The organism is Stenotrophomonas sp. Pemsol, from assembly GCF_003586545.1.
Taxonomy (GTDB): domain Bacteria; phylum Pseudomonadota; class Gammaproteobacteria; order Xanthomonadales; family Xanthomonadaceae; genus Stenotrophomonas; species Stenotrophomonas sepilia.
The window spans coordinates 3,676,302-3,696,420 of the sequence record NZ_CP025780.1; the positions used below are offsets into that span (position 1 = coordinate 3,676,302).

The window sequence follows — 20,119 nt, forward strand, 5'->3', positions numbered from 1 at the left end:
GATGGCTCCGGCTGACTACAGAGGTAGTCATCTTCTGCACGACGCCCTAGGGGGTCAATAGGCAGAAAGTCACTCATGCCCGCAAGCGATGCAGACAACAACCTCATCATTCTGGTCCAGCCTGAGCTTCCACCATCTCTGGCTGTAAAGTTGACGTGTCCCATGCTCAGGTTTGTCATGTCCGCCGTCGACCAGAATGACATTGTCGGTGCACAGCACGAAGTGCAACGGCTTCTTGGCCGTTGCATTCTGCGACTTCAGCAGTGCGAGCAACTGATGAAGTCCATGCTCGCCTTTCAGAAGTTGTCCGGTACGCCGGAAGCACTCCCAATGGCTTTGGACAAGCGCAAAGCAGAGATCAGCGGCAAGACAATGGGGGTGCTGGTAGGTCACCTGACTGCCGAATGCGTGATCAAAGAGGGCAGCGAAGCCCCTGGCGGCCCATCGGGTTACGACAGCAATTCAAGCTTCGTCGCTCTGCACATGGGGCTAGAGTTTCCAGAGCAATCCCATGTAACGCTGCAAGCCGACCTGCGCGAACTGGTGAACCTCAGGAACGTGCTCGTTCACCACTTCATCGAGCAATACGATATCCAGACTGTCGAAGGATGCCTGAAGGCACAGGCTGCACTCAGCCGTTCCTACGCTCAGATCGACCGCCAATTTCAACGGCTGCGTGCACTTGCGGCAGATGTTGCGCGGGGAGCGAAAGCCTTTGCGGAGCTGGTTCAGTCTCCCCAGTTCCATGAGTTTATGGTCAACGGCATCGCGCCTGATGGACAGATCCATTGGCCGCTCACAGGTATTGTCAGTGCGCTGAGACAGGCCTTCCGAGAAGGGGCGATCGACGGCTGGGTGAGTCTGGACACAGCCGTTCGCTGGGTAGCAGAGCACCACCCGGAACAAACCCCCAAGAAGTACGGCTGTGCCCGATGGCGGCACGTCATTCACGAATCTCGTCAGTTCGAACTGCGCCACTTCGTGCACCACGGCCAGCTCGGGGCTTGGTTCCGCGAGCGGGCAGATTCGACTGGCTAGCCAGGCGCCGCCGTTGGTAATAGCAGCAATACGCTTTCGCCTACCAAGTGCTGTCGCATTTGCCGCTCCCTGCGTCTCTTACAGTAGGTTCTGACGACTCCGTTCCAGAAGTGCCGTTCCGCTTGGCACGCCAAGGCTCTCGCCCCTTTCCTCGCTATGCGACAATGCCAAAAGCGTCTCGGGTTTTGGCGGCATTGACCCCTACCCGTTGGCATTCCGAACAACAGCAGGTAATCGTTACTGCGCCACCGTGCATCGGTGGTCGGGACTCGAAAGCCCGTTTTGTTGGGAAGTAGTTTGCGCTTGCCAGCCGGCACCACCGCGCGTGGTGCCGGCTGGCAATCCGTCTGCCGGCTATGGCGGGCGGGGCGTGGGGGTCTTGTACCCGCCGGTTCCCAACATCCGGTTTTCGAGCCACGCTCTGCCCGCCACCTTTATCGGTGGCGGCGTCCGCCTGCATGCACGGAGCCCGCCATGACCACACCACACTCCCCTCCCCCGCGCCCCATCCAGGAAGCGCCGTCACCCGCGCCTGCTCAGGACCCCAACAGCCTTATCGCCATCCTGCACGCCATCGGTGCGGGCGCTGCGGCCGACGGCCAGCCCTGGCCCGAGCGGCATCACCTGCGCAGCCGGCAGATGCAGTTGTCCGACGCCGACTGCGCCCTCACCGGCCAGCGCGTCGTGCAGGAGATCCTGCTGGCGGCCGAGCGCACGCGCCAGAACGGCGAGCCCGAGCAGTACGTGGGCGACCGGGTGATGGAGGGGCTGGTGATGGCCGATCTCGCGCTGACCGCCTTCATCCACGAGCGGATGCGACCCAAGGACTGAGCGCGCTTATGGCGCGAAGTTTTTTGCCTGTGTGCGGGGTGACGAATGAAGATGCACGGCCTTGCCGCTGCAGCGGCGTGCATCGCGGTGATTGGCGCGATGTGGGTGGAGTGGCCCGAGCCCACTGGCGATCAGGTGTGGGCCTACCAGAAGCTGCAGCCGGCCGATTACCGCCTGCTGCACAGTGATGCGCGCGGCTTCGTGAGCGCGAAAGCCCACGAGGGATTTGAACTGCACGCGCGCCATGCCAGCGCAACGTCCTTCGAGATCCGGTGCAAGGGCGTGCTGGTGATGGACGTGGAGAATGCGCCCTCGCGCGTGCTGATCCGTATGCCTGCCGATGCACGCTGGCGGGCGCCGGACATCGAGCGTCTGCGCACCAGCTTCGAGCGCTGGCTGGATCTGCATCAGAGCCAGGGGCGGTTGCTGGTGGAAAGTGCGGGGCCTTCGTGGGTTGAGGCGCGGTTTGGGCGCTTCAATGGGTTGGTGCTGGATGAGCAGCGGTGTCTGTTTGGGGCGCCAGGCATCCGCCAGCCCGATCCCAGCAACGACTTCAGCGCTGACGTGGCTTCGTAGCCTGACGCCTATAGTGGCGCTGCATCTGCACAGCAATGGGCCGCCCGATGCTCGATTATCAAGGGCGGCGCCAACGTCAGGGGCGGTCTGTACTGATGGAAACCGAGCCGTCTTCCAGCAGGTGGACGTTTACATATGCGTCTGGCGGAGGTATCCGATCGATCGACGCCCCTGCGGGCAGAATGTCCCAACTGGTGATCGGGCCGCAGACTGTCCTATGCACCAATCGGCGGCTATCCAACCCTCGCTTGGCAAGCTCGGCTATAACTACTTCTGGAGGGTGGCGGTCAAAGCCCTTGTAGGCGGTGCACGTCTCTCCCGTCTGACCAATGGGATACGTTGAACTCTCCACCTCATCCCAGCACCCCGGCAGGCCCATGGCGAGCGAGAGGGCCATCAGTACTCGCAAGCCGCGAGGGACTTGAAGTGAACGCAGTTTTTCCAGCAGCCGATGTGGAGATTGGCATGCTTTCACTTGCACGCCGGTAAACCTCCCCGCAAAGAGCACAGGCCGCCCATTGGCCGACTTGTTCTTTGGTGCAAACGAAATCCCGGAACGGTGCACGCCTATCGCCTTCGACGCGAATTTTCCCACCACTGCTTCAGCGCAAGAAACAGTTGAAGGAATAGAAAGATCACCGCGAAGTAGCCCCAAATACGCAATCCCGTGTGCATAGCGTCCGGGTAATTGCGGTACGTGAGAACTGCGAAGTACGAAACGCCAAAGACCGCAGCGAGAAGCTGAGTGCCTATGAAGCCTTTCAACAAGGGACTCATTTCTTCTTCTCCAAGTCCTTCTGTACGATAGTCGCCCCTGCTCCCGCCAGGCCCTGGCCCGCTTGGGACGCCGCACCCTGGAGCGCCGATTGCCTGGGAATGGCAGTTCCGGTTGACGCAGTGGCAGTTGCCATGTTCGGTCCACCTGGGCCGCGGGATTGACTCAGCCGTTGGAGTGATCCCCGTGCAGCTGGCCCTGCGAAATCACCCATGGCAACGCCAACCCCGGAGGCTGCCAATCCACCCGCTGCACTGCCAATCGCGTTTGAAGCGACGCCCTCCGCCGTGATGGGCTGCCCTTTGATTGCGCTCTCTGCGGCGGAGCCGGCACCGCCTGCCACCGCATTGACCACGGTCTGTATAGCAACTGCACGCCCTACCGAAATCGTGCCAGATCCGACTGCCGCAACGGCTACTCCACCGGCGCCTCCGGAGACAGAGCCAACCGCAGCCGCAATGCCAGCCTCCACTTTGTCGATAGGCTTATCCGGATTCATGGCTTTCTGGACCGCGATGTCTGCGAGGCCGCCCAGGACGGCACCGTAGATGAATGGCATTACCGGGACCCTTCCGTCCGGATCGGTGAAGGAGTAGGGATTGCCGTAAGCGTAGCTGTAGCGATTGAAGTGTTTCGGACTTGAATGCGTGGAGATCGGATCCACCGAGAGGAAGAGTCCCAAGTGGGGATCATAGTAGCGCTGCTGCATGTAGCTCAGCCCAGTGGCAGCGTCGCTCACGTGTCCCGTATATCCAGGTCCATCCGCAACCTGCCCACCAACAACGGCCCCATAGGGTTCGTAGTCATAGCGCTTGACCACGTTGCCATTGGCGTCGGTCTCGGCAACCACCGAACCAAGCGCATCAGTATGAATGTAGGTGACCGTCTCGGCGCTTGCCGATGGCGCCAACGCCAAGCTCATCAGTGGTATGCAACTGAGCCAGGTCCCCATGGGGGCCCGTTTAGGAAAGCGCTTCGCCAAGCCCCAAGGAAAGAGGAAAACACGGTGATCGATCTCCTCGAACTTTTCCATCCTTCCAATCCCATTGAAAGAGCCTACAGCAAGATCCCGTCTTCATATCACAGCCCCTGATGGCTGGGGAAGCCACACTGAGACCCGTGCGTGTTGACGTGAATCAAGCGCTGGTTGTTGCCACGCTGATCTTTCAGAAGCATCCGCAGGTAGGGCACCTGGATTCCCCAAGTGAAATTGGCGTGGCGCTAGGAAGTGCGCGGCATGTGAAACCGACGCCCCTCATTGGAGTAGCACAGCGTTAGCGTCGATCCTTCACTTGATGGCAGAGACCCGTGTCCGCAGAGGAAGAAGACACGCTCCAACCATCGGCCGGAATCCCCCTAGTATCCGCACCAGCAATTCCCGATAGTCCCACGCAGATTACCTGCAGCACCATCGAGCGTCCCTCTGCAGGAATCCACACATGAGCCTGGCGCTGGTCCACAGCCGTGCCCGCGCCGGGGTCGATGCCCCGCTGGTGCGGGTGGAAGTGCATCTCTCCGGTGGCCTGCCTGCCACCCAGATTGTCGGCCTGGCCGAGACCAGCGTGCGTGAATCCCGTGAGCGCGTGCGTGCCGCCCTTCTTTGCGCGCGCTTCGACTTTCCGCAGCGACGCATCACGCTCAACCTCGCGCCCGCTGACCTGCCCAAGGAAGGCGGGCGTTACGACCTGGCCATCGCGTTGGGCATTCTGGCAGCCAGTGGCCAGATCGATCCGCAGTCGCTGCTGCAATACGAGTTCCTGGGTGAGCTTGGCCTGACCGGCGAGCTGCGGCCGGTGGCGGGCGCGCTGCCCGCTGCGATTGCAGCGGCTGACGCTGGGCGCATCCTGGTGGTGCCGCCGGGCAATGCCGCAGAGGCCGCGTTGGCCGAGCACGCCGATGTACGTGTGGCGCGCACGCTGCTGGAGTGCTGCGCCGGGTTGGGCAATCCGCGCCTGTTGCCGTCCGTGGAGCGCGTGGACACGACACCGTTGCCACTGCCCGATCTGGCCGACGTGCGCGGGCAAGCGCATGCGCGGCGCGCGTTGGAAGTGGCGGCCGCCGGTGGGCACCATCTATTGCTGATCGGTAGCCCTGGCTGCGGCAAGACACTGTTGGCCTCACGCCTGCCCAGCCTGTTGCCGGACACCGAGGAAACCGAGGCGTTGCAGCTGGCCGCGATTGCCTCAGTGAGCGGTGAGGGGCTGGATCCGCGGCGCTGGCGACAGCGTCCGTTCCGGGCGCCGCACCACAGCGCGAGTGCGGCGGCGCTGGTGGGTGGGGGCAATCCGCCCTGCCCCGGCGAGATCTCGCTGGCCCATCACGGCGTGCTGTTCCTGGATGAGCTACCAGAGTGGAACCGCAGTGCGTTGGAAACCCTGCGAGAGCCGCTGGAATCCGGCCACATCCGCATCGCCCGCGCGGCACGCAGCGTGCAGTATCCGGCGCGATTCCAGCTGGTGGCGGCGATGAATCCCTGCCCCTGTGGCTGGGCCGGCGACCGCAGTAACCGCTGCCTGTGCAGTGATGAGCGCATCAACCGCTACCGTGCGCGGGTTTCTGGCCCGCTGCTGGACCGCATCGACCTGCATATCAGTGTGACGCGCATGGATGCCGTGGAGCTGCGGGAGAGCACGCCACTGGGTGAGCCCAGTGCTGCGGTACGTGCACGGGTGGAAGCCGCCCATGCCCGGCAGCAGGCGCGTGGCGGGCTCAATGCGCATCTGCCGCCAGCGGCGCTGCGAGCCTGTACCCGACTCAGCGAGGCAGATCAGGACATGCTGGAGCAGGCCATCGAGCGTCTGCAGCTTTCCGCACGTGCGATGCACCGGATTCTGCGCGTGGCGCGCACGATTGCGGATCTGGCGGGTTGTGAAACGATCCACACGGCGCATCTGGCTGAGGCGATTGGCTATCGGCAGTTGGATCGGGGAAAGCCTTAGAAATGACGGTCGGGTTGGCTATTGGTAGAGTCGACCGTTGGTCGACTCTCGCGCGAAGCGCGGCCTTCTGAGAGGTAGATGCGAAGAGCGGTCGACTAACAGTCGACCCCACCAAGGGCAGGCATCAGGCTGCCGAATGCAACCGTCCCCGCTTCGCCAGCAGCGCCACCCGACGGCTGACCAGCGCGTGCAGCTCCGCCAGCTCCGACGCCCGGCCAGCCGTCATGTTGTCGCCGAACAGCACCCGCGACAGCCCCGCCGCGTCGCTGTCCTCCGGGTGCTGCCAGCGGTCGCGATATACCTTCTGGCACACCAGCCAGGCCTGCGGCAGCCCACCGCCGGGTAGCGGGCGGACCACGCGTTCGTAGACGTGCCAGAAGTGGTACTCGGCCTGCAGGTCGATCACAGGTGCCACGGACGGCGCCTGCCGGGGCCGTCCTGGGCCTCGGATGCCGAACAACCGGGTTGGCGGGGTCTGCTGTGCCATGCGCACAGGATGACCCAGCAACATTGTGGGAACCTTGCGTCGCCGCCAGAAAATCCCTGTTGATTGCGCAAGGCGGGCTTCAGGGCGGGCTTCGGGGTCAGAGCCCTTTGCCGTGCAAAGGGATCTGACCCCCGATCACGGGATGGCTGCGGGGTCGGATCCCTTTGCGCAGCAAAGGGCTCTGACCCCGCCCTCGTCGCCTCAGAACGCCATCGAGGTACTGAACATCAGCTGCCGTGGCGCGCTGCGCTGCAGGGTCTGGTAATCCCCCGAGAACGACGAGCCGGCGATGGTGGCGGTGCCGATGTTGTGGCGGTTGAACAGGTTGCTCACGTCCAGCCGCAGCTCCAGGCCGGGCACGGCGCTGTCCGCACCGAAGCGGTAAGCGGCGTAGGTGTTGACCTGCCAGAACGTGGGCACGCGGATGTCGTTCTCGTAGGTGAAGGGCTGGCGCAGGTACGAGGTGCTGGTTGCACCAAAGCGCCAGTCACCGAAGTGGGCGGACAGGTCGCTGACCAGCGAGATCTGCGGGTAGCCCGGCTGGGCGTTGCCCTTGATCGGGTACACCGTGTCACCCACCACGAAATCGCTGTCGTAGTACGAACGGGCCACGGCCACGCCCTGGTAGAACTGCAGGTGGTCGGTCAGGTCGGCGGTGATGCCGAGGTCGGCACCGATCACGTGCATCTTCGGCATCAGCCGCACGGTATTGATCTGTGCGAACTGGGTGCCGATGGCGGCCGACAGCAGGCGGTTGCGGATGTCGTTGTAGAACACGTCGCCGGTGATCGTCAGCCGGTCGAAGCGATGCGATGCACCCACGGTGAGGTTCCAGTTCTTTTCCGGACGCAGGGTACCCGCCACGCGGTCGAACTCTTCCTGGTCGGTGATGGTCCACGCCGAGGCGGTGTAACCGATGTTGCCGCGCTGAGCGACGCGATAGCCGTTCATGGTATTGGCCAGGTCGATGAAGGCATCGGTGGATTCGGTCGGGCTCCAGAACAGCGAGACATGCGGCAGGAAGTTGCTCTTCGCGCGCAGCGTGCCGTTCACCGGCCGGTCCTTGGCATCGCCGAGGCCGCCGCCGCGGGTGCGGAAGTCCACGGCCTTGAAGCCGACACCCAGCTTCAGCGTGTCGTTCAGCACGATGTCGTCCTGCAGGTAGAACTGGCGCGAGCGGGTCACCCAGCTCGATGCGTTGTCGGTCTTGAACGCGGGGCCGTACACATCGAACGGGCCGGTGGCCTTCAATGGCGGGCCCTCGCCCAGCAGTGGCTGCTGGTACCACTCGGTCTTGGCGGCGGCCTTGCTCTTCTCCTGCCAGAAGCCGGCGGTGAAGGTGTGCGCGCCGGTCTCGAACTGCAGGTTGACCATGCCACCCAGCCGGTTGAGGCGTGGTGTCTGCACCTGTTCGGAGAACGGTGCGCCGTTGGGTGACGGTACGGTCGGGTCGGTCAGCGTAGCCTGGGTGTGGCTGTTGGCGTTGTACAGCTGCACGTTGCCACTCAGCACCGGGGTGATCTGGAAGCGATGGTTGATCGATGACACGCGGTCGCGGGTGATCTGGCCGGTGTCGTACGGAATCAGTTCGGAAAGCTCGCCGCAAGTGTAGGCGCCGCAGGACTTGTCTGCATTCTCCGGCGAGGCCACGTACCACGCCCACGCATAATCGGGATAGAAGATGTCGGCCTTCCAGCCCAGTTTGCGGATCATGTCGAAGGAGATGTTGTTGTAGCCCCAGACCTTGGCCTTGCTGTCGGACAGGAACACGGTGACATCGCCCCAGGCGACGTCCTGCTGCAGCTTCAGGTCGCCGCGCAGGAAGTTCTGCGTGCCCTCGCCCTGGTACTTGTCGGCAGACACGCGCTGCAGGTCGACCAGTACTTTCGGGCCCTGCTCGCCGAGCTGGCCGCTCTGCCCGGATACGGTGGTGACCAACGTGCTGTTGCTGCCCACGCCCTGCTTCAAACGCAGGCTGGGCGTGTCCTGCAGGTCACGCAGGCGGTACTCCAGGCTGCCGCCGTTGACGCTGCTGGAGAACACGCTGACCGGTGCGCCACCGGGGCTGACCGTGATCGCGCCGATGCCATCGGGCACGCCCACGTTCACCACGCTGGTGCCGGTAAGCGAGAGGAAGCCGTTGTCGTTCAGCGGCACGCCCTCGAAGGTGATGCCCATTTCATTCATGCGGAAGCCGCGCACGAACAGGCTGGTGGCCGAGATATCCAGGCCCAGCCCGTCGGTGGCGGTGTAGCTGGCGCCCGGTACCTGCCTCAGCATCGCCAGGCCGTTGTTGCCGGTGACCATCGCGTCCAGGTCTTCGGCCTTGATGATGTAGCGGTTGGGGCCGACCACCTGGGTCGGTGCCACGGCCGCACCGCGCGGTGTGGCGATAACCTGCAGGGCATTGAGCGTGGTGGGCGTGTCGAGCGCGGTGGCGTGCGTTTCTGCGGCATGCGCTGGCGCGGTGATGGCGGCGATGATGGCCAGGGCGAGGCGCGTCGTGGGTGGGGTGTTCATGGGCAGATCCAGGTGCAGGGAGAGAGCGGCGCAGGCGCACGCCCAGCGCGTTGCAGCACCGGTGTCGGCGCCCTGGCTGGCGGTGCGATTGCGTTGAGAGGGTGACGGCGCGGTGCGCGCCGGTCAGCAGACGAAGACGATCATCTGCCGCAGGATTCGATGGCGTGATTTCGACGTGCGAAATTCTTGCATCGCACTGGCGCATCCGCCATTGCACCGTGGTACAGCGCAGATGGTGATGGGGATGTATGGGCTATACGCAGGTATACATCCAAGCCAGGCTAGCGAGCAGTCGTGGACTGCTTCCACTCATCGATCAGAGCCACAACGGCAGCATGCAGCTGGGCGGCATCAAGCTCATACGCATGGCGATCTACATCTTCGTCGCAATACATGTCGGCAGCACAGAAGATGCTGGACAGGCACGTTGAAAGCGCTACGTCATCCAAAGCCAGCAAGTCGAGATCCCGCTCGATCTTCCATAGCTCGATGTAGGACTCGGAGAAAACGTGCGCCGACATCCGCTCATTGACGAAGGACTGAGCAAACATCATCAAAGTCCAGCTCATGATGTGCGTCCGATCATTGCAGGACGAAACGCTCAATGGCGCGCGCCACGCCTTCGTCAGCATTGCTGCTGGTCTCAAACCGCGCCACCGCCTTCACAGCATCAATGGCATTGCCCATCGCCACGCTGGTACCGGCGTACTGCAGCATGGTCAGGTCGTTTTCCTGGTCGCCGATGGCCATCACGTTGGCGCGGTCGATGCCCAGGTGCGCGGCCAGCTTCTGCAGGCTCGGTCCCTTCCCGGCGCGGCGGTCGAACACTTCCAGGAAGAACGGCGCGCTCTTCAGTACCGCGAAACGTTCGGTCAGCTCGCTGGGCAGGCGCGCGATGGCGGCATCCAGCACATCCGGCGCGTCGATCATCATCAGCTTGATGAAGGACATCGACGGATCCATGTCCTCCACGCGACGATACGACAGCGGCATCCGCGAAAGATGCGAGTCGGCTACGGTGTAGTAGCTGATGTCCTGGTTGGGCGTGTACATGCGCTGGCTGTCCAGCGCCTGGAAGTGCACGCCGAGGTCGCGGGCCACCTGCTCGCAGAACAGGAAGTCGTCGAAGCTGAGCGGATATTCGACCACGGTTTCGCGCGTGCCGATCCGCTGCACCAGGCCGCCATTGCAGGCGATGCAGTAGTCGTCGTTGCCGGTGATGCCCAGCTCGTGCAGGTACGGCGCCAGGCCCGGAACCGGGCGGCCACTGGTCAGCACGATGTGCACGCCCAGCGCCCGCGCCTGCGCGATGGCCTTCCTGGCGCGGGAGGTGAGCTGGTGCGACGGGTCCAGCAGCGTGCCATCCATGTCGATGGCGACCAGTTCGATGGTCGATTGCCGGCGGCCCATGTCCATTGCGTTCAACTCGTGCGGGGCACGCCAGTTTACCCCCTCATGCCCGGTTCACCTCTTTGCCCACGTTGGCCGGGATACTGCGGGAGCCTGTGCGTCCCCCACCGCAGGACGGCCCGTTGACCGCCCTTCCCTGGAGAACCTTGCGACGCATGACCTACCGTGCCCCTGAAACCAATGACAGCGCGCCCCTGGCCCAGCAGATCGAGCAGATGATCGACGAACTGCCCGGCGACCAGGTGAGCGTCGGCACCCTGCTCAGCGCGCTGGGCGATGAGGGCCTGCTGCTGATCGTGATCCTGCTCTCGGCCATCTTCATCATTCCGGTGTCGATTCCCGGGCTGAGTACGGTGTTTGGCGCCTCGATCCTGCTGATCGGCCTGAGCCGGGTGCGCAACCGCCCGCTGTGGGTGCCACAGAAGCTGGCCCGCCGCGAGATCGCCACCGACAAGCTGAAGACCAACCTCGGCCGTGCGCTGAAATGGGTGCACCGCATGGAGCGGCTGTCGCGGCCGATGCGGCTGGCGGTGATGGTGCGCTCGAAGAAGATGATGCGCCTGAACAACCTGATGCTGGTGTTCGCGACCCTGCTGTTGATGGCGCCGGCCGGGCCGATACCCTTCAGCAACACGCTGCCGGCGCTGGCGCTGATGTCCTTCGCCATCGGTTTCATCCAGCGCGATGGCGCGGCGGTGGCGGCCGGTTATGGCTTCGTGGTGGCCACAGTGGTGTATTTCGGCGTGCTGCTGGGCGGCGTGGGGTTTGCTGCGGAGTCGGTGTTCAGCGGGTTCCGCAGCAGTACCGCGGAACTGTAGAGCCGAGCCCACGCTCGGCTGCTCTTCGACCTGTACGCGAAACCCCGCGCTGCGCGCGTAAGCCGAGCATGGCTCGGCTCTACAGAACTACTTGGCCGACACCCGCCAAACCACGTCGCCCACGTCGTCGGCCACCAGCAGCGCGCCCTCGGCGTCCATGGCCATGCCCACCGGTGCGCCCATCAGGGTCTTCTCGTCCTTTGAGGCAAAGCCGCTCACCACGGTCTGCGGGCGCCCGGTCGGCTTGCCGTCCTTGAACGGTACATACACCACTTCGTAGCCGCTCAGCGGTGAACGGTCCCAGCTGCCGTGCTCGCCGATGAAGGCACCGCCGTGGTACTGCGCCGGCAGCGCCTGGCCGGTGTAGAACAGCAGGCCCAGCGGTGCCACGTGGGAGCCGATGGCGTAGTCCGGCACGATTGCCTTGGCCACCAGGTCCGGCCGCTGCGGCTGCACGCGCTCGTCCACGTGCTGCCCATAGTAGCTGTAGGGCCACCCGTAGAAGCCATCTTCCTTCACCGAGGTGAGGTAATCCGGCACCAGATCGGCACCGATCTCATCACGCTCGTTGGCCACGGCCCACAGCTGGCCAGTGCTCGGCTCCCAGTCCAGCCCGGTCGGGTTGCGGATGCCCGACGCAAAGATGCGGCTGCCACGGGTGGCTACGTCCACCTCCAGCACGACCGCGCGGCGGTATTCGACGGCCAGGCCATTTTCAGTAATGTTGCTGTTGGAGCCGACGCCCACGTACAGCTTGCTGCCATCGCGGCTGGCCAGCAGTTCCTTGGTCCAGTGGTGGTTGATGGTGCTGGGCAGGTCGGTGAACTCGCGGCCCTTGTCCGACATGCGGGTTTCGCCGGGCACGTAGTGGTACTGCATGATGTTGCCGGTGTTGGCCACGTACAGCGTGTCGCCGATCAGCTGGATGCCGAACGGCGAATGCAGGCCCTCGATGTAGACATGCTGGGTCCACGTGTTCGTTCCCGGCGTGCGGCGCAGCAGGGTGACCCGGTTCCCGCCCTTGCCGGCCTTGCCCGAGCGCGCTTTGACCTTGCCGGCAATCCACTGCTTGGGCGTGGTGACCGGTTCTTCGCCGGGGCCGTTGCCTTCCACCACCAGTACATCGCCATTGGGCAGGGTCAGCAGGCGCCGCGGATGCTGCAGGTTGGCGGCGATGCGCTCGATCTTCAGGCCCTCGGCCACCGTGGGGGTCTGCCCATCAGCCCAGCCGACGCCCTTGGGCACCTGCATCGGCGGCATCAGGAAGTTGGCCGGCTTGGGCAGCGGCGGCTGCGGGCCCGACTGGTCGGCGGGATGGTATTCAGCCTTGCCGGCGCAGGCCGACAGCATCACGGCCAGCGCCAGGGCGCCCACGGTGGGCAGGATGTGCTTAGCCATGACGACCTCCCTGCAGCACCGGCGGCTGCAGTGACAGCAGGATCAGGCCCAGGGCAATCAGGGCCACGGTCAACGCCGACAGGATCGCGCCCGGCACCGCAACGGCGTACGCGTCGCGGCTGTGCACGAAGGCGTTCCAGATGGCCAGCACCACCGCGACCAGGTTGAGGAAGAAGTCGATGCGGTCGATGCGGGTGGCGGTACCGTTGCGGCGCCAGACCGCGAAGAGGTTGATCAGGCGCGGCACGATGGCGATCAGCAGGCCGAAGGTGATCAGCCAGGCAGCGGCCTTGCCCCACATCACCTCGGCGCTGTTGAGATAGATCGCGTCGAAGATCAGTGCGCCGACGAAGAAGCCGAAAGGTATCGGGTTCAACAGGCTGAACAGCGTGGTGCCGAGGCCGCGATGGGCCTGGGCGAGCGGATTGACCATCATCGTGCTCCGTGCGGAAGGGTGCACGGGCTGTAGTAGCACAGCGCGATGTGAGGACGCGCGATGATGCCCCGGCGGGGCTGCCACACCCTCCGCGCAGGCACCGCGCTAAGTGGATTCGTCCTCGCGCACCTCGTGGAAGGGCAGCATCGTCTCGAAGCCGAATTCGTGTTCCATGCTGGTGCGGACCAGGCCGCCGATGGCGTAGCGGCTGGTGTTGGCATGCACGTCTATGCCACCGGGCCGCCACTCGGTGCGCAGATGCAGCGTCTCTGCGCGACGCATGACGATCCGTTCCTCCTGCAGCAGCGCGCGACGATGCTTCTTCATCAACAGGCGCAGCGGTTTCACCGTGGTGATGCCGAAGGCTGCCAGCTCGGGCAGCAACTCGGCAATATCGGCATAGTCGCCATAGTCGTGGCTGCGCGTATGCACGGACAGCACCACCTTGCGGATGGCGGCAACCGAGAGCGGAGTCTGGTCCGCGCGCGCACGGGCACGCTGGCGTGCGTTCTTCATGTGTGACTTCACTTGTATGTGATTACCCACGTTTCCCGTACCTCGAAGCAAGCGCGCGAAGATGGCGTGAAGGTATTCGCGTGACCTGTCATAACTTGACGTACTAAGCGTTTGTGACGCAATTGGCACATTCGCACATTGCGGGTGTGAAGAGGTAGGGGGTTCTTCGTTGTGTCGCGTTTGGCTCGTTGCGATGGGGCAGTTCCGCCCCGCCGTCCTGCCATGCCGATTCACAACAGAAGGATTCGTGTATGAAGCGACACACGCAACGCACCGCGCCACCGCGCTCCGCGCGCCTGGCTCTCGCCACTGCCTTGGCACTGGGCAGCCTGGCCGTCACCGCCCAGGCCCAACAGGCCGATCCACTGGCGGGGATACAGTGGCACCTGCTCAACACCGGGCAGACGGTCCCGGCTGACACACTGCCGGTGGCAGGCAACGACCTGAACGTGGATGGCCTGTTCCGCAATGGCATCCGTGGCCAGGGCGTCACCATCGCCATCGTCGACGACGGCCTGCAGATCGCGCACCCGGACCTGGCGGCCAACGTGGCCGCTGTAGCCGGCAAGAACTTCACCAATGGCTCGAACAACCCCACCCCGACCAATCCCGATGTCGACAACCACGGCACCATGGTCGGCGGTATCGCCGGTGCGGTGGGCGCCAACAACCTGGGCGTGCGCGGCGTAGCCCCGGCGGCGACGTTGAAGGGCTTCAACCCGATTTCGCGCTCGGCCCTGGGCAACCAGCAGAGCAACATTGAGTACGCCTGGTGGGACGGCGCGGAATCGGTCGACGTGCAGGTGTTCAACAACAGCTGGGGCGCCGGCCCGGGCAATCCGAACCTGCCGCTGGCGTACAGCGAAAACACGATTCGTTCGTACGAGCAGGCACTGTCGGGCACGCGCGGTGGCCGCGGCGGCATCTACGTGAAGTCGGCCGGCAACAACTTCAACAATGCCTCCATCAGCCAGACCCAGGATGTCTGCACCACCGACACCAAGAACCGCAACACCGGCTGCGTGCCGGCCGGCCGTGATCCGCGCAACAACCTGTTCAACGTGATCACCGTGGGCGCGGTGCGCGCCGATGGCGTGCGCTCGTCTTACTCCTCCACCGGCTCGGCCCTGTGGGTTTCGGCCTTTGGTGGTGAGTACGGCCTGCAGGCGCAGTACGCGCCCGGCCTGGTGGCACGCGCGTACGACCCGGCCATCGTCACCACCGACGTGACCGGGTGCGCGCAGGGCAGCAACAAGAACACCAACCGCCAGAACACCCTGGACAGCAACCTGTCGGCCATCGACAGCACCTGCAACTACACCGCCAAGATGAACGGCACCTCGGCGTCGGCGCCGATGGTATCGGGCGTGGCGGCACTGGTGCTGGAAGCCAATCCGAACCTGTCCTATCGCGATGTGAAGTACATCCTGGCCACCACCGCCACGCGCAACCACCCGAACCAGCCGGCGGTGACGCTGGCCGACGGGCGCACGCTGGTGCCGGGCTGGACGGTGAATGCCGCCGGCCGTGCCTACAGCAACTGGTATGGCTTCGGCGTGGTCAACGCTGCACGTGCAGTGCAGGTGGCCGAGAACTTCCAGTCGCTCGGTGCGCTGGTCGACAGCGGCTGGCGCACCACCACGCGTACCGTGGCCATCGGCAATACCTCGGCCGCCGCCGCACGCCTGACCTTCCAGTTGGCCAACGGCGCGCGCAACATCGAAAGCGTGCAGCTGGGATTCCGGGTCAACCACCGCAACACGCGCCAGCTGCAGTTCGTGCTGGTGTCGCCCAGCGGCACCCGCAGCGTGGTGCAACCGGCGTTCACCGCGATCGGTTCGGGCACGGGTGGCGCGCAGAGCAATTTCACCAGCTGGGACCTGCTGTCCAGCAATGCCTTCCTGGATGAGAATGCCAGCGGCACCTGGACGCTGGAAGTGACCGACATGGGGCAGGCCGCGACCGCAGCTTCGCGCGGCAACCTCGAATTCTTCAAGATCCGCGTTCTGGGGCACTGATGATGAAGACCACCATTCTGTTGAGCACGCTCGCCCTCGCGGCGATGACCTCCCCTGCCTGGGCACAGAGCTCGGGGCAGACTCCTCCGGCCAGGACCCTGTCGACCGTGGATGTGCAGGAACTGAAGGCGTCCGCTACCGGCCGCGCGTTCGATGTAGGCGGCACGCGTTTCCAGCTGTCCCCCTCGGCCACGGTGAAGCAGGCCAGCGGCGGCCAGTTCACGATCACCCCGCAGGCGGCGGCGACCACCAGCTCGCGTACCAGGCGTTCGCTGGATGGCGCAGCGGCGGCACCTGCTGATGCCGGTGCCGGCAAGTTCGCGGCGGCGGTCTCCCGTGACGGCGCGCCGGTGGTGGCGACGTCGCGGGTCAAGGTGTTCTTCACCGATGCAGCCTCGGCCCAGCGCGCAGCCGCCGCCACTGGCGGTACCGTGGTGAAGGTCTCCAAGGCTTCAGGCCAGGCCATCGTGGAGTACCCGTCGGTGAACGCGGCGCTGGATGCGACCACCAGGCTGCTGTCCACCGCCGGTATCCGCGCGACCGAGCCGGACGTGGTGCAGTGGGAAGAGACCAAGTAAGGCGTTGAGTGGTGCCCCTGGCCGGTTGGCTCTCCTGGCCGGCCGGGGGATTGATGTCAGGGTGTGCCGACCAACGGTCGGCACCCACCGGACTCATGCATCACGTGTCGACCAAGGTCGGCACCCACCGCGGTAGAGGTGGCGTCAGCGGGCGGCGAGTGTGCCGCTGTGCTTGAGGTGGCAGCTGGCCAGTGCGTCGTTGCCGGCGGCCGGGTGGCCGGGTTCGAGCAGCAGGCGCTGCACGTCGGAGAACAGCTTGTCCACCGGCATGCCGTACGGCGCGAACAGGCGCAGGCGGCCCTTGCGGTCGAACACGTAGCCACCGGCGATGTGGCTCATGGTGTAGGTCTCCGGCACCTGGCCGGGCTCTTTTTCGTAGAACGCCTTGAAGTCACTGGCCATCGCCGCCAGCTGTGCTTCGTTGCCGACCAGCGCGATTGCCTTGGGATCGAAGGCTTCCACATAGGTGCGCGCAACCTCCGGCGTATCACGCGCCGGGTCGACGCTGACGAACACCACCTGCAGCTGGTCGGCATCCCTGCCCATCAGGTGCTTGACCTGGCTCAGCTCGACCATGGTGGTCGGGCACACGTCCGGGCAGCTGGTGAAGCCGAAGAACAGATAGGTCACCTGGCCCTGCAGGTCCTTCGGGCCACGCACGGTGCCGTGGCTGTCGGGCATCGACCACTGTTGGCCAAGTTCTTCGCAGGCAATGTCCTTGGAATAGAAGTCCATGCGCGACTGCGCACTGCAGCCGGCCAGCAGGCCGAGCAGCAGGCCTGCGGCCAGCCGCAGGCCACGATGGGGGAACGTAATGCCTTTCACGGTTCGCAGGCTCAGTTGATCATCATGTGGTAGTGCATGCTCCAGATGATCCAGACCGACAGCGCGACGACGATGAACAGGATCACCAGGGTGAACACGAAGCTGGCCAGGTTCCACCCGCCTTCGGACTTGCGGTCCATGTGCAGGAAATAGACCAGCTGCACCAGGATCTGTGCCACCGCCAAGCCGACCAGCAGGAACAGCGTGAGCGGCCGCGACAGCACCGGGTTCATCACCAGCGCGAACGGCACCACGGTCAGCAGCGCGCACAGCACGAAACCGATCAGGTAGGACTTGGTGGAGCCGTGCGCATTGCCGGCGCGCGAGGTTTCGACGTGGGCCATGTCAGAAGGCTCCGATCAGGTAGACGAAGGTGAAGACGCAGATCCACACCAGGTCCAGGAAGTGCCAGAACAGGCTCAGGCACGAAACGCGGGTGATGTTGGTCGGGGTCAGGCCACGGCGGTAGACCTGGTGCATGACCACCGCCATCCAGATCAGGCCGCTGGCGACGTGCAGGCCGTGGGTGGCGACCAGCGCAAAGAACGCCGACAGGTAGGCACTGGTGCTCGGGCCTGCGCCTTCGTGGATCAGGTGCGAGAACTCGTAGATTTCCATGCCGATGAACGAGGCACCGAGCACGAAGGTCACGCCCAGCCAGCGCAGCACCGCCGACGCATCGTGGCGATGCATCGCCAGCACGGCCTGGCCGTAGGTGATGCTGGACACCAGCAGCAGGAAGGTCTCGGCCATCACGAACGGCAACGAGAACAGCTCCTTGCCGGTGGGGCCGCCGGCATAGGCGGTGCTGAGCACCGCATACGAGGCGAACAGCGAACCGAACAGCACCAGGTCGGACATGAGGTAGACCCACATGCCGAACACCTTCATGCCGCCCTGCTCGTGGCTGTGGTCGTGCTCGTGGTGGTCCTCGTGCGCCTGCGTGTCGCTGGCCAGCTCGGGGCGGGTCAACAGGTTCATGCGCGTACCTCCTTCAGCTTGGCAAGGTTGGCCGCTTCAGTGCGCGCCACCTCTTCGGAACTGACGTAGTAGTCCACGTCCTCGTCGTAGGACCGCACGATCAGGGTGACGATCATCGCGATGAAGCTGGCCGCGGCCATCCACCAGATGTGCCAGACCAGGGCGAAGCACAGCACCAGGATCCAGATGTTGAGGATCACCGGTACGCCGGTGTTCTTCGGCATGTGGATCGGTGCGTACTTCTTCGGCGGCGGCGGCAGGCCGCGCTTCTTCGCTTCATGGAAGGCGTCCAGCTCGTCGGCCTTGGGCACCACGGCGAAGTTGTAGAACGGCGGCGGCGACGGCGTGGCCCATTCCAGCGTGCGTGCGTTCCACGGGTCGCCGGTCAGGTCCAGGTTGCGCTTGCGGTCGCGCACACTCACGTAGATCTGCACCAGCATCAGGATGATGCCCGCGAACACGAACAGCGCCCCGATGAAGGCGGCGATCAGGTACGGCGTCCACGCCGGGTTGTCGTACTGGTTCATGCGGCGGGTCATGCCCATGAAGCCCAGCATGTACAGCGGCATGAAGGCCAGGTAGAAGCCGATCACCCAGCAGGCGAACGACCATTTGCCCAGGCGCTCGTTGAGGGTGAAGCCGAACACCTTCGGGAACCAGTAGGCGAAGCCGGCCAGGTAGCCGAACAGCGCACCACCGATGATGGTGTTGTGGAAGTGCGCGACCAGGAACAGGCTGTTGTGCAGCAGGAAGTCCGCGCCCGGAATGGCCAGCAGCACGCCGGTCATGCCACCGATGGTGAAGGTGACCAGGAAGGCAATGGTCCACAGCATCGGCACACTGAACTCAACGCGGCCACCGTACATGGTGAACAGCCAGGTAAAGATCTTCACGCCGGTGGGAATGGCGATGATCATCGTCATGATGCCGAAGAAGGCGTTGACGCTGGCACCGGAACCCATGGTGAAGAAGTGGTGCAACCAGACGATGAACGACAGGATTCCGATCGCCAGCGTTGCACCGACCATCGACTTGTAGCCGAACAGCTTCTTGCGCGCGAACGTGGCGGTGACTTCAGAGAAGATGCCGAACGCCGGCAGCACCAGGATGTACACCTCCGGATGGCCCCAGGCCCACACCAGGTTCACGTACATCATCGGGTTGCCACCCAGCGTGTTGGTGTAGAAGTTGAAGTCCAGGTAGCGGTCCAGGGTGAGCGCGCCCAGCGCGACGGTCAGGATCGGGAAGGCGGCGATGATGATCACGCTGGTGACCAGCACGGTCCAGGTGAACACCGGCATCTTCATCAGGGTCATGCCCGGCGCACGCATGCGCAGGATGGTGATGAACAGGTTGACGCCGGTCAGCAAGGTGCCGATCCCCGAAGCCTGCAACGCCCAGATGTAGTAGTCGACACCGACGCCTGGACTGAACTCGATGCCCGACAGCGGCGGATAGGCGACCCAGCCGGTCATGGCGAACTCGCCAACGCCGAGCGAGATCATCATCAGCGCGGCGCCGACCACGAAGATCCAGAAGCTGAAGGCGTTGAGGAACGGGAACGCCATGTCGCGTGCGCCGATCTGCAGCGGCACGATGATGTTCATCAGGCCAACCACGAACGGGGTGGCCACGAAGAAGATCATGATCACGCCGTGTGCGGTGAAGATCTGGTCGTAGTGCTCCGGTGGCAGGAAGCCGTCACTGCCCGGCCCGGCCGCGGCCAGCTGCGCGCGCATCATCAGCGCGTCGGCGAAGCCACGCACCAGCATGACCAGCGCCACCACCACGTACATGATGCCGATCTTCTTGTGGTCCACGGTGGTGAACCAGTCACGCCACAGCGGGCCCCACAGCTTGAAGTACGTCACTGCGCCAAGCAGCGCGAGGCCACCCAGCACCATGGCCACCAAGGTGACCACGACGATCGGCTCGTGCAGCGGCACGGCCTCCCACGTCAATTTACCCAACAT

Annotated in this window: 19 protein-coding genes; 7 read left to right on the plus strand and 12 right to left on the minus strand. The window is 64.4% G+C overall.

Annotated features, from left to right (window positions below):
* The first annotated feature begins 177 nt into the window (after positions 1–177).
* From PEM_RS17015 to PEM_RS17025, 3 genes are all read left to right on the plus strand, one after another.
* Positions 178–1,038, plus strand: a complete 861-nt coding sequence (locus tag PEM_RS17015) for an OST-HTH/LOTUS domain-containing protein (protein ID WP_235646041.1) — start codon at positions 178–180, stop codon at positions 1,036–1,038.
* Between the two features lie 474 nt (positions 1,039–1,512).
* On the plus strand, positions 1,513–1,869 hold the full coding sequence (locus PEM_RS17020) for a hypothetical protein (RefSeq protein ID WP_111129564.1): 357 nt from the start codon (positions 1,513–1,515) through the stop codon (positions 1,867–1,869).
* A 45-nt stretch (positions 1,870–1,914) separates the two neighbouring features.
* Entirely contained in the window at positions 1,915–2,445 is a 531-nt protein-coding gene (locus tag PEM_RS17025; protein WP_111129565.1) for a cold-shock protein, read from the plus strand.
* A gap of 773 nt (positions 2,446–3,218) precedes the next feature.
* Here PEM_RS17025 and PEM_RS17040 read toward each other — a convergent pair.
* Complete coding sequence (locus PEM_RS17040; protein ID WP_231109122.1) at positions 3,219–4,142, minus strand: RHS repeat-associated core domain-containing protein; 924 nt, start codon at positions 4,140–4,142, stop codon at positions 3,219–3,221.
* Between the two features lie 517 nt (positions 4,143–4,659).
* Between PEM_RS17040 and PEM_RS17045 the strand changes: the two genes are divergently transcribed.
* A complete protein-coding gene (locus tag PEM_RS17045) occupies positions 4,660–6,159 on the plus strand; it encodes a YifB family Mg chelatase-like AAA ATPase (protein WP_111129567.1) in 1,500 nt (499 codons plus the stop codon).
* Positions 6,160–6,283: 124 nt separating this feature from the next.
* On the opposite strand, the gene PEM_RS17050 is transcribed toward PEM_RS17045, so the two are convergent.
* The 4 genes from PEM_RS17050 to yidA all read right to left on the minus strand — a co-directional run bounded on the left by PEM_RS17050 (position 6,284) and on the right by yidA (position 10,582).
* On the minus strand, positions 6,284–6,670 hold the full coding sequence (locus PEM_RS17050) for a hypothetical protein (protein WP_065179393.1): 387 nt from the start codon (positions 6,668–6,670) through the stop codon (positions 6,284–6,286).
* A gap of 177 nt (positions 6,671–6,847) precedes the next feature.
* On the minus strand, positions 6,848–9,166 hold the full coding sequence (locus PEM_RS17055) for a TonB-dependent receptor (RefSeq protein ID WP_111129568.1): 2,319 nt from the start codon (positions 9,164–9,166) through the stop codon (positions 6,848–6,850).
* 281 nt (positions 9,167–9,447) lie between these two features.
* Entirely contained in the window at positions 9,448–9,735 is a 288-nt protein-coding gene (locus PEM_RS17060) for a colicin immunity domain-containing protein (RefSeq protein WP_032954607.1), read from the minus strand.
* A 13-nt stretch (positions 9,736–9,748) separates the two neighbouring features.
* Complete coding sequence (gene yidA, locus PEM_RS17065; RefSeq protein ID WP_111129569.1) at positions 9,749–10,582, minus strand: sugar-phosphatase; 834 nt, start codon at positions 10,580–10,582, stop codon at positions 9,749–9,751.
* Between the two features lie 149 nt (positions 10,583–10,731).
* Between yidA and PEM_RS17070 the strand changes: the two genes are divergently transcribed.
* Entirely contained in the window at positions 10,732–11,394 is a 663-nt protein-coding gene (locus PEM_RS17070; RefSeq protein ID WP_088497379.1) for an exopolysaccharide biosynthesis protein, read from the plus strand.
* An 87-nt stretch (positions 11,395–11,481) separates the two neighbouring features.
* On the opposite strand, the gene PEM_RS17075 is transcribed toward PEM_RS17070, so the two are convergent.
* From PEM_RS17075 to PEM_RS17085, 3 genes are all read right to left on the minus strand, one after another.
* Positions 11,482–12,792: a sorbosone dehydrogenase family protein gene (locus PEM_RS17075; RefSeq protein ID WP_111129570.1), complete on the minus strand. Its 1,311-nt coding sequence runs from the start codon at positions 12,790–12,792 to the stop codon at positions 11,482–11,484.
* On the minus strand, positions 12,785–13,225 hold the full coding sequence (locus PEM_RS17080; protein WP_111129571.1) for a DUF2231 domain-containing protein: 441 nt from the start codon (positions 13,223–13,225) through the stop codon (positions 12,785–12,787). The genes PEM_RS17075 and PEM_RS17080 overlap by 8 nt, the downstream gene beginning before the upstream one ends.
* 108 nt (positions 13,226–13,333) lie before the next feature.
* Entirely contained in the window at positions 13,334–13,744 is a 411-nt protein-coding gene (locus PEM_RS17085) for a hypothetical protein (protein WP_111129572.1), read from the minus strand.
* 251 nt (positions 13,745–13,995) lie between these two features.
* Here PEM_RS17085 and PEM_RS17090 point away from each other — a divergent pair, with 251 nt between their 5' ends.
* Positions 13,996–15,762 (plus strand): S8 family serine peptidase, encoded by a 1,767-nt coding sequence (locus PEM_RS17090; protein ID WP_111129573.1) that lies wholly within the window; start codon positions 13,996–13,998, stop codon positions 15,760–15,762.
* Complete coding sequence (locus tag PEM_RS17095) at positions 15,762–16,340, plus strand: hypothetical protein (protein ID WP_032954609.1); 579 nt, start codon at positions 15,762–15,764, stop codon at positions 16,338–16,340. The genes PEM_RS17090 and PEM_RS17095 overlap by 1 nt, the downstream gene beginning before the upstream one ends.
* Before the next feature lie 144 nt (positions 16,341–16,484).
* Here the strand turns inward: PEM_RS17095 and PEM_RS17100 are convergent, their stop codons facing one another.
* From PEM_RS17100 to cyoB, 4 genes are read right to left on the minus strand one after another with little or no spacing between them, the layout of a single operon-like run.
* Complete coding sequence (locus PEM_RS17100; RefSeq protein ID WP_005420028.1) at positions 16,485–17,165, minus strand: SCO family protein; 681 nt, start codon at positions 17,163–17,165, stop codon at positions 16,485–16,487.
* An 11-nt stretch (positions 17,166–17,176) separates the two neighbouring features.
* On the minus strand, positions 17,177–17,509 hold the full coding sequence (gene cyoD / locus PEM_RS17105; RefSeq protein WP_005420031.1) for a cytochrome o ubiquinol oxidase subunit IV: 333 nt from the start codon (positions 17,507–17,509) through the stop codon (positions 17,177–17,179).
* A gap of 1 nt (position 17,510) precedes the next feature.
* Positions 17,511–18,146 (minus strand): cytochrome o ubiquinol oxidase subunit III, encoded by a 636-nt coding sequence (gene cyoC, locus PEM_RS17110; RefSeq protein WP_005420033.1) that lies wholly within the window; start codon positions 18,144–18,146, stop codon positions 17,511–17,513.
* The gene (gene cyoB / locus PEM_RS17115; protein WP_065197203.1) at positions 18,143–20,119 is read right to left on the minus strand and encodes a cytochrome o ubiquinol oxidase subunit I; all 1,977 of its coding nucleotides are present in this window, start codon (positions 20,117–20,119) and stop codon (positions 18,143–18,145) included. The genes cyoC and cyoB overlap by 4 nt, the downstream gene beginning before the upstream one ends.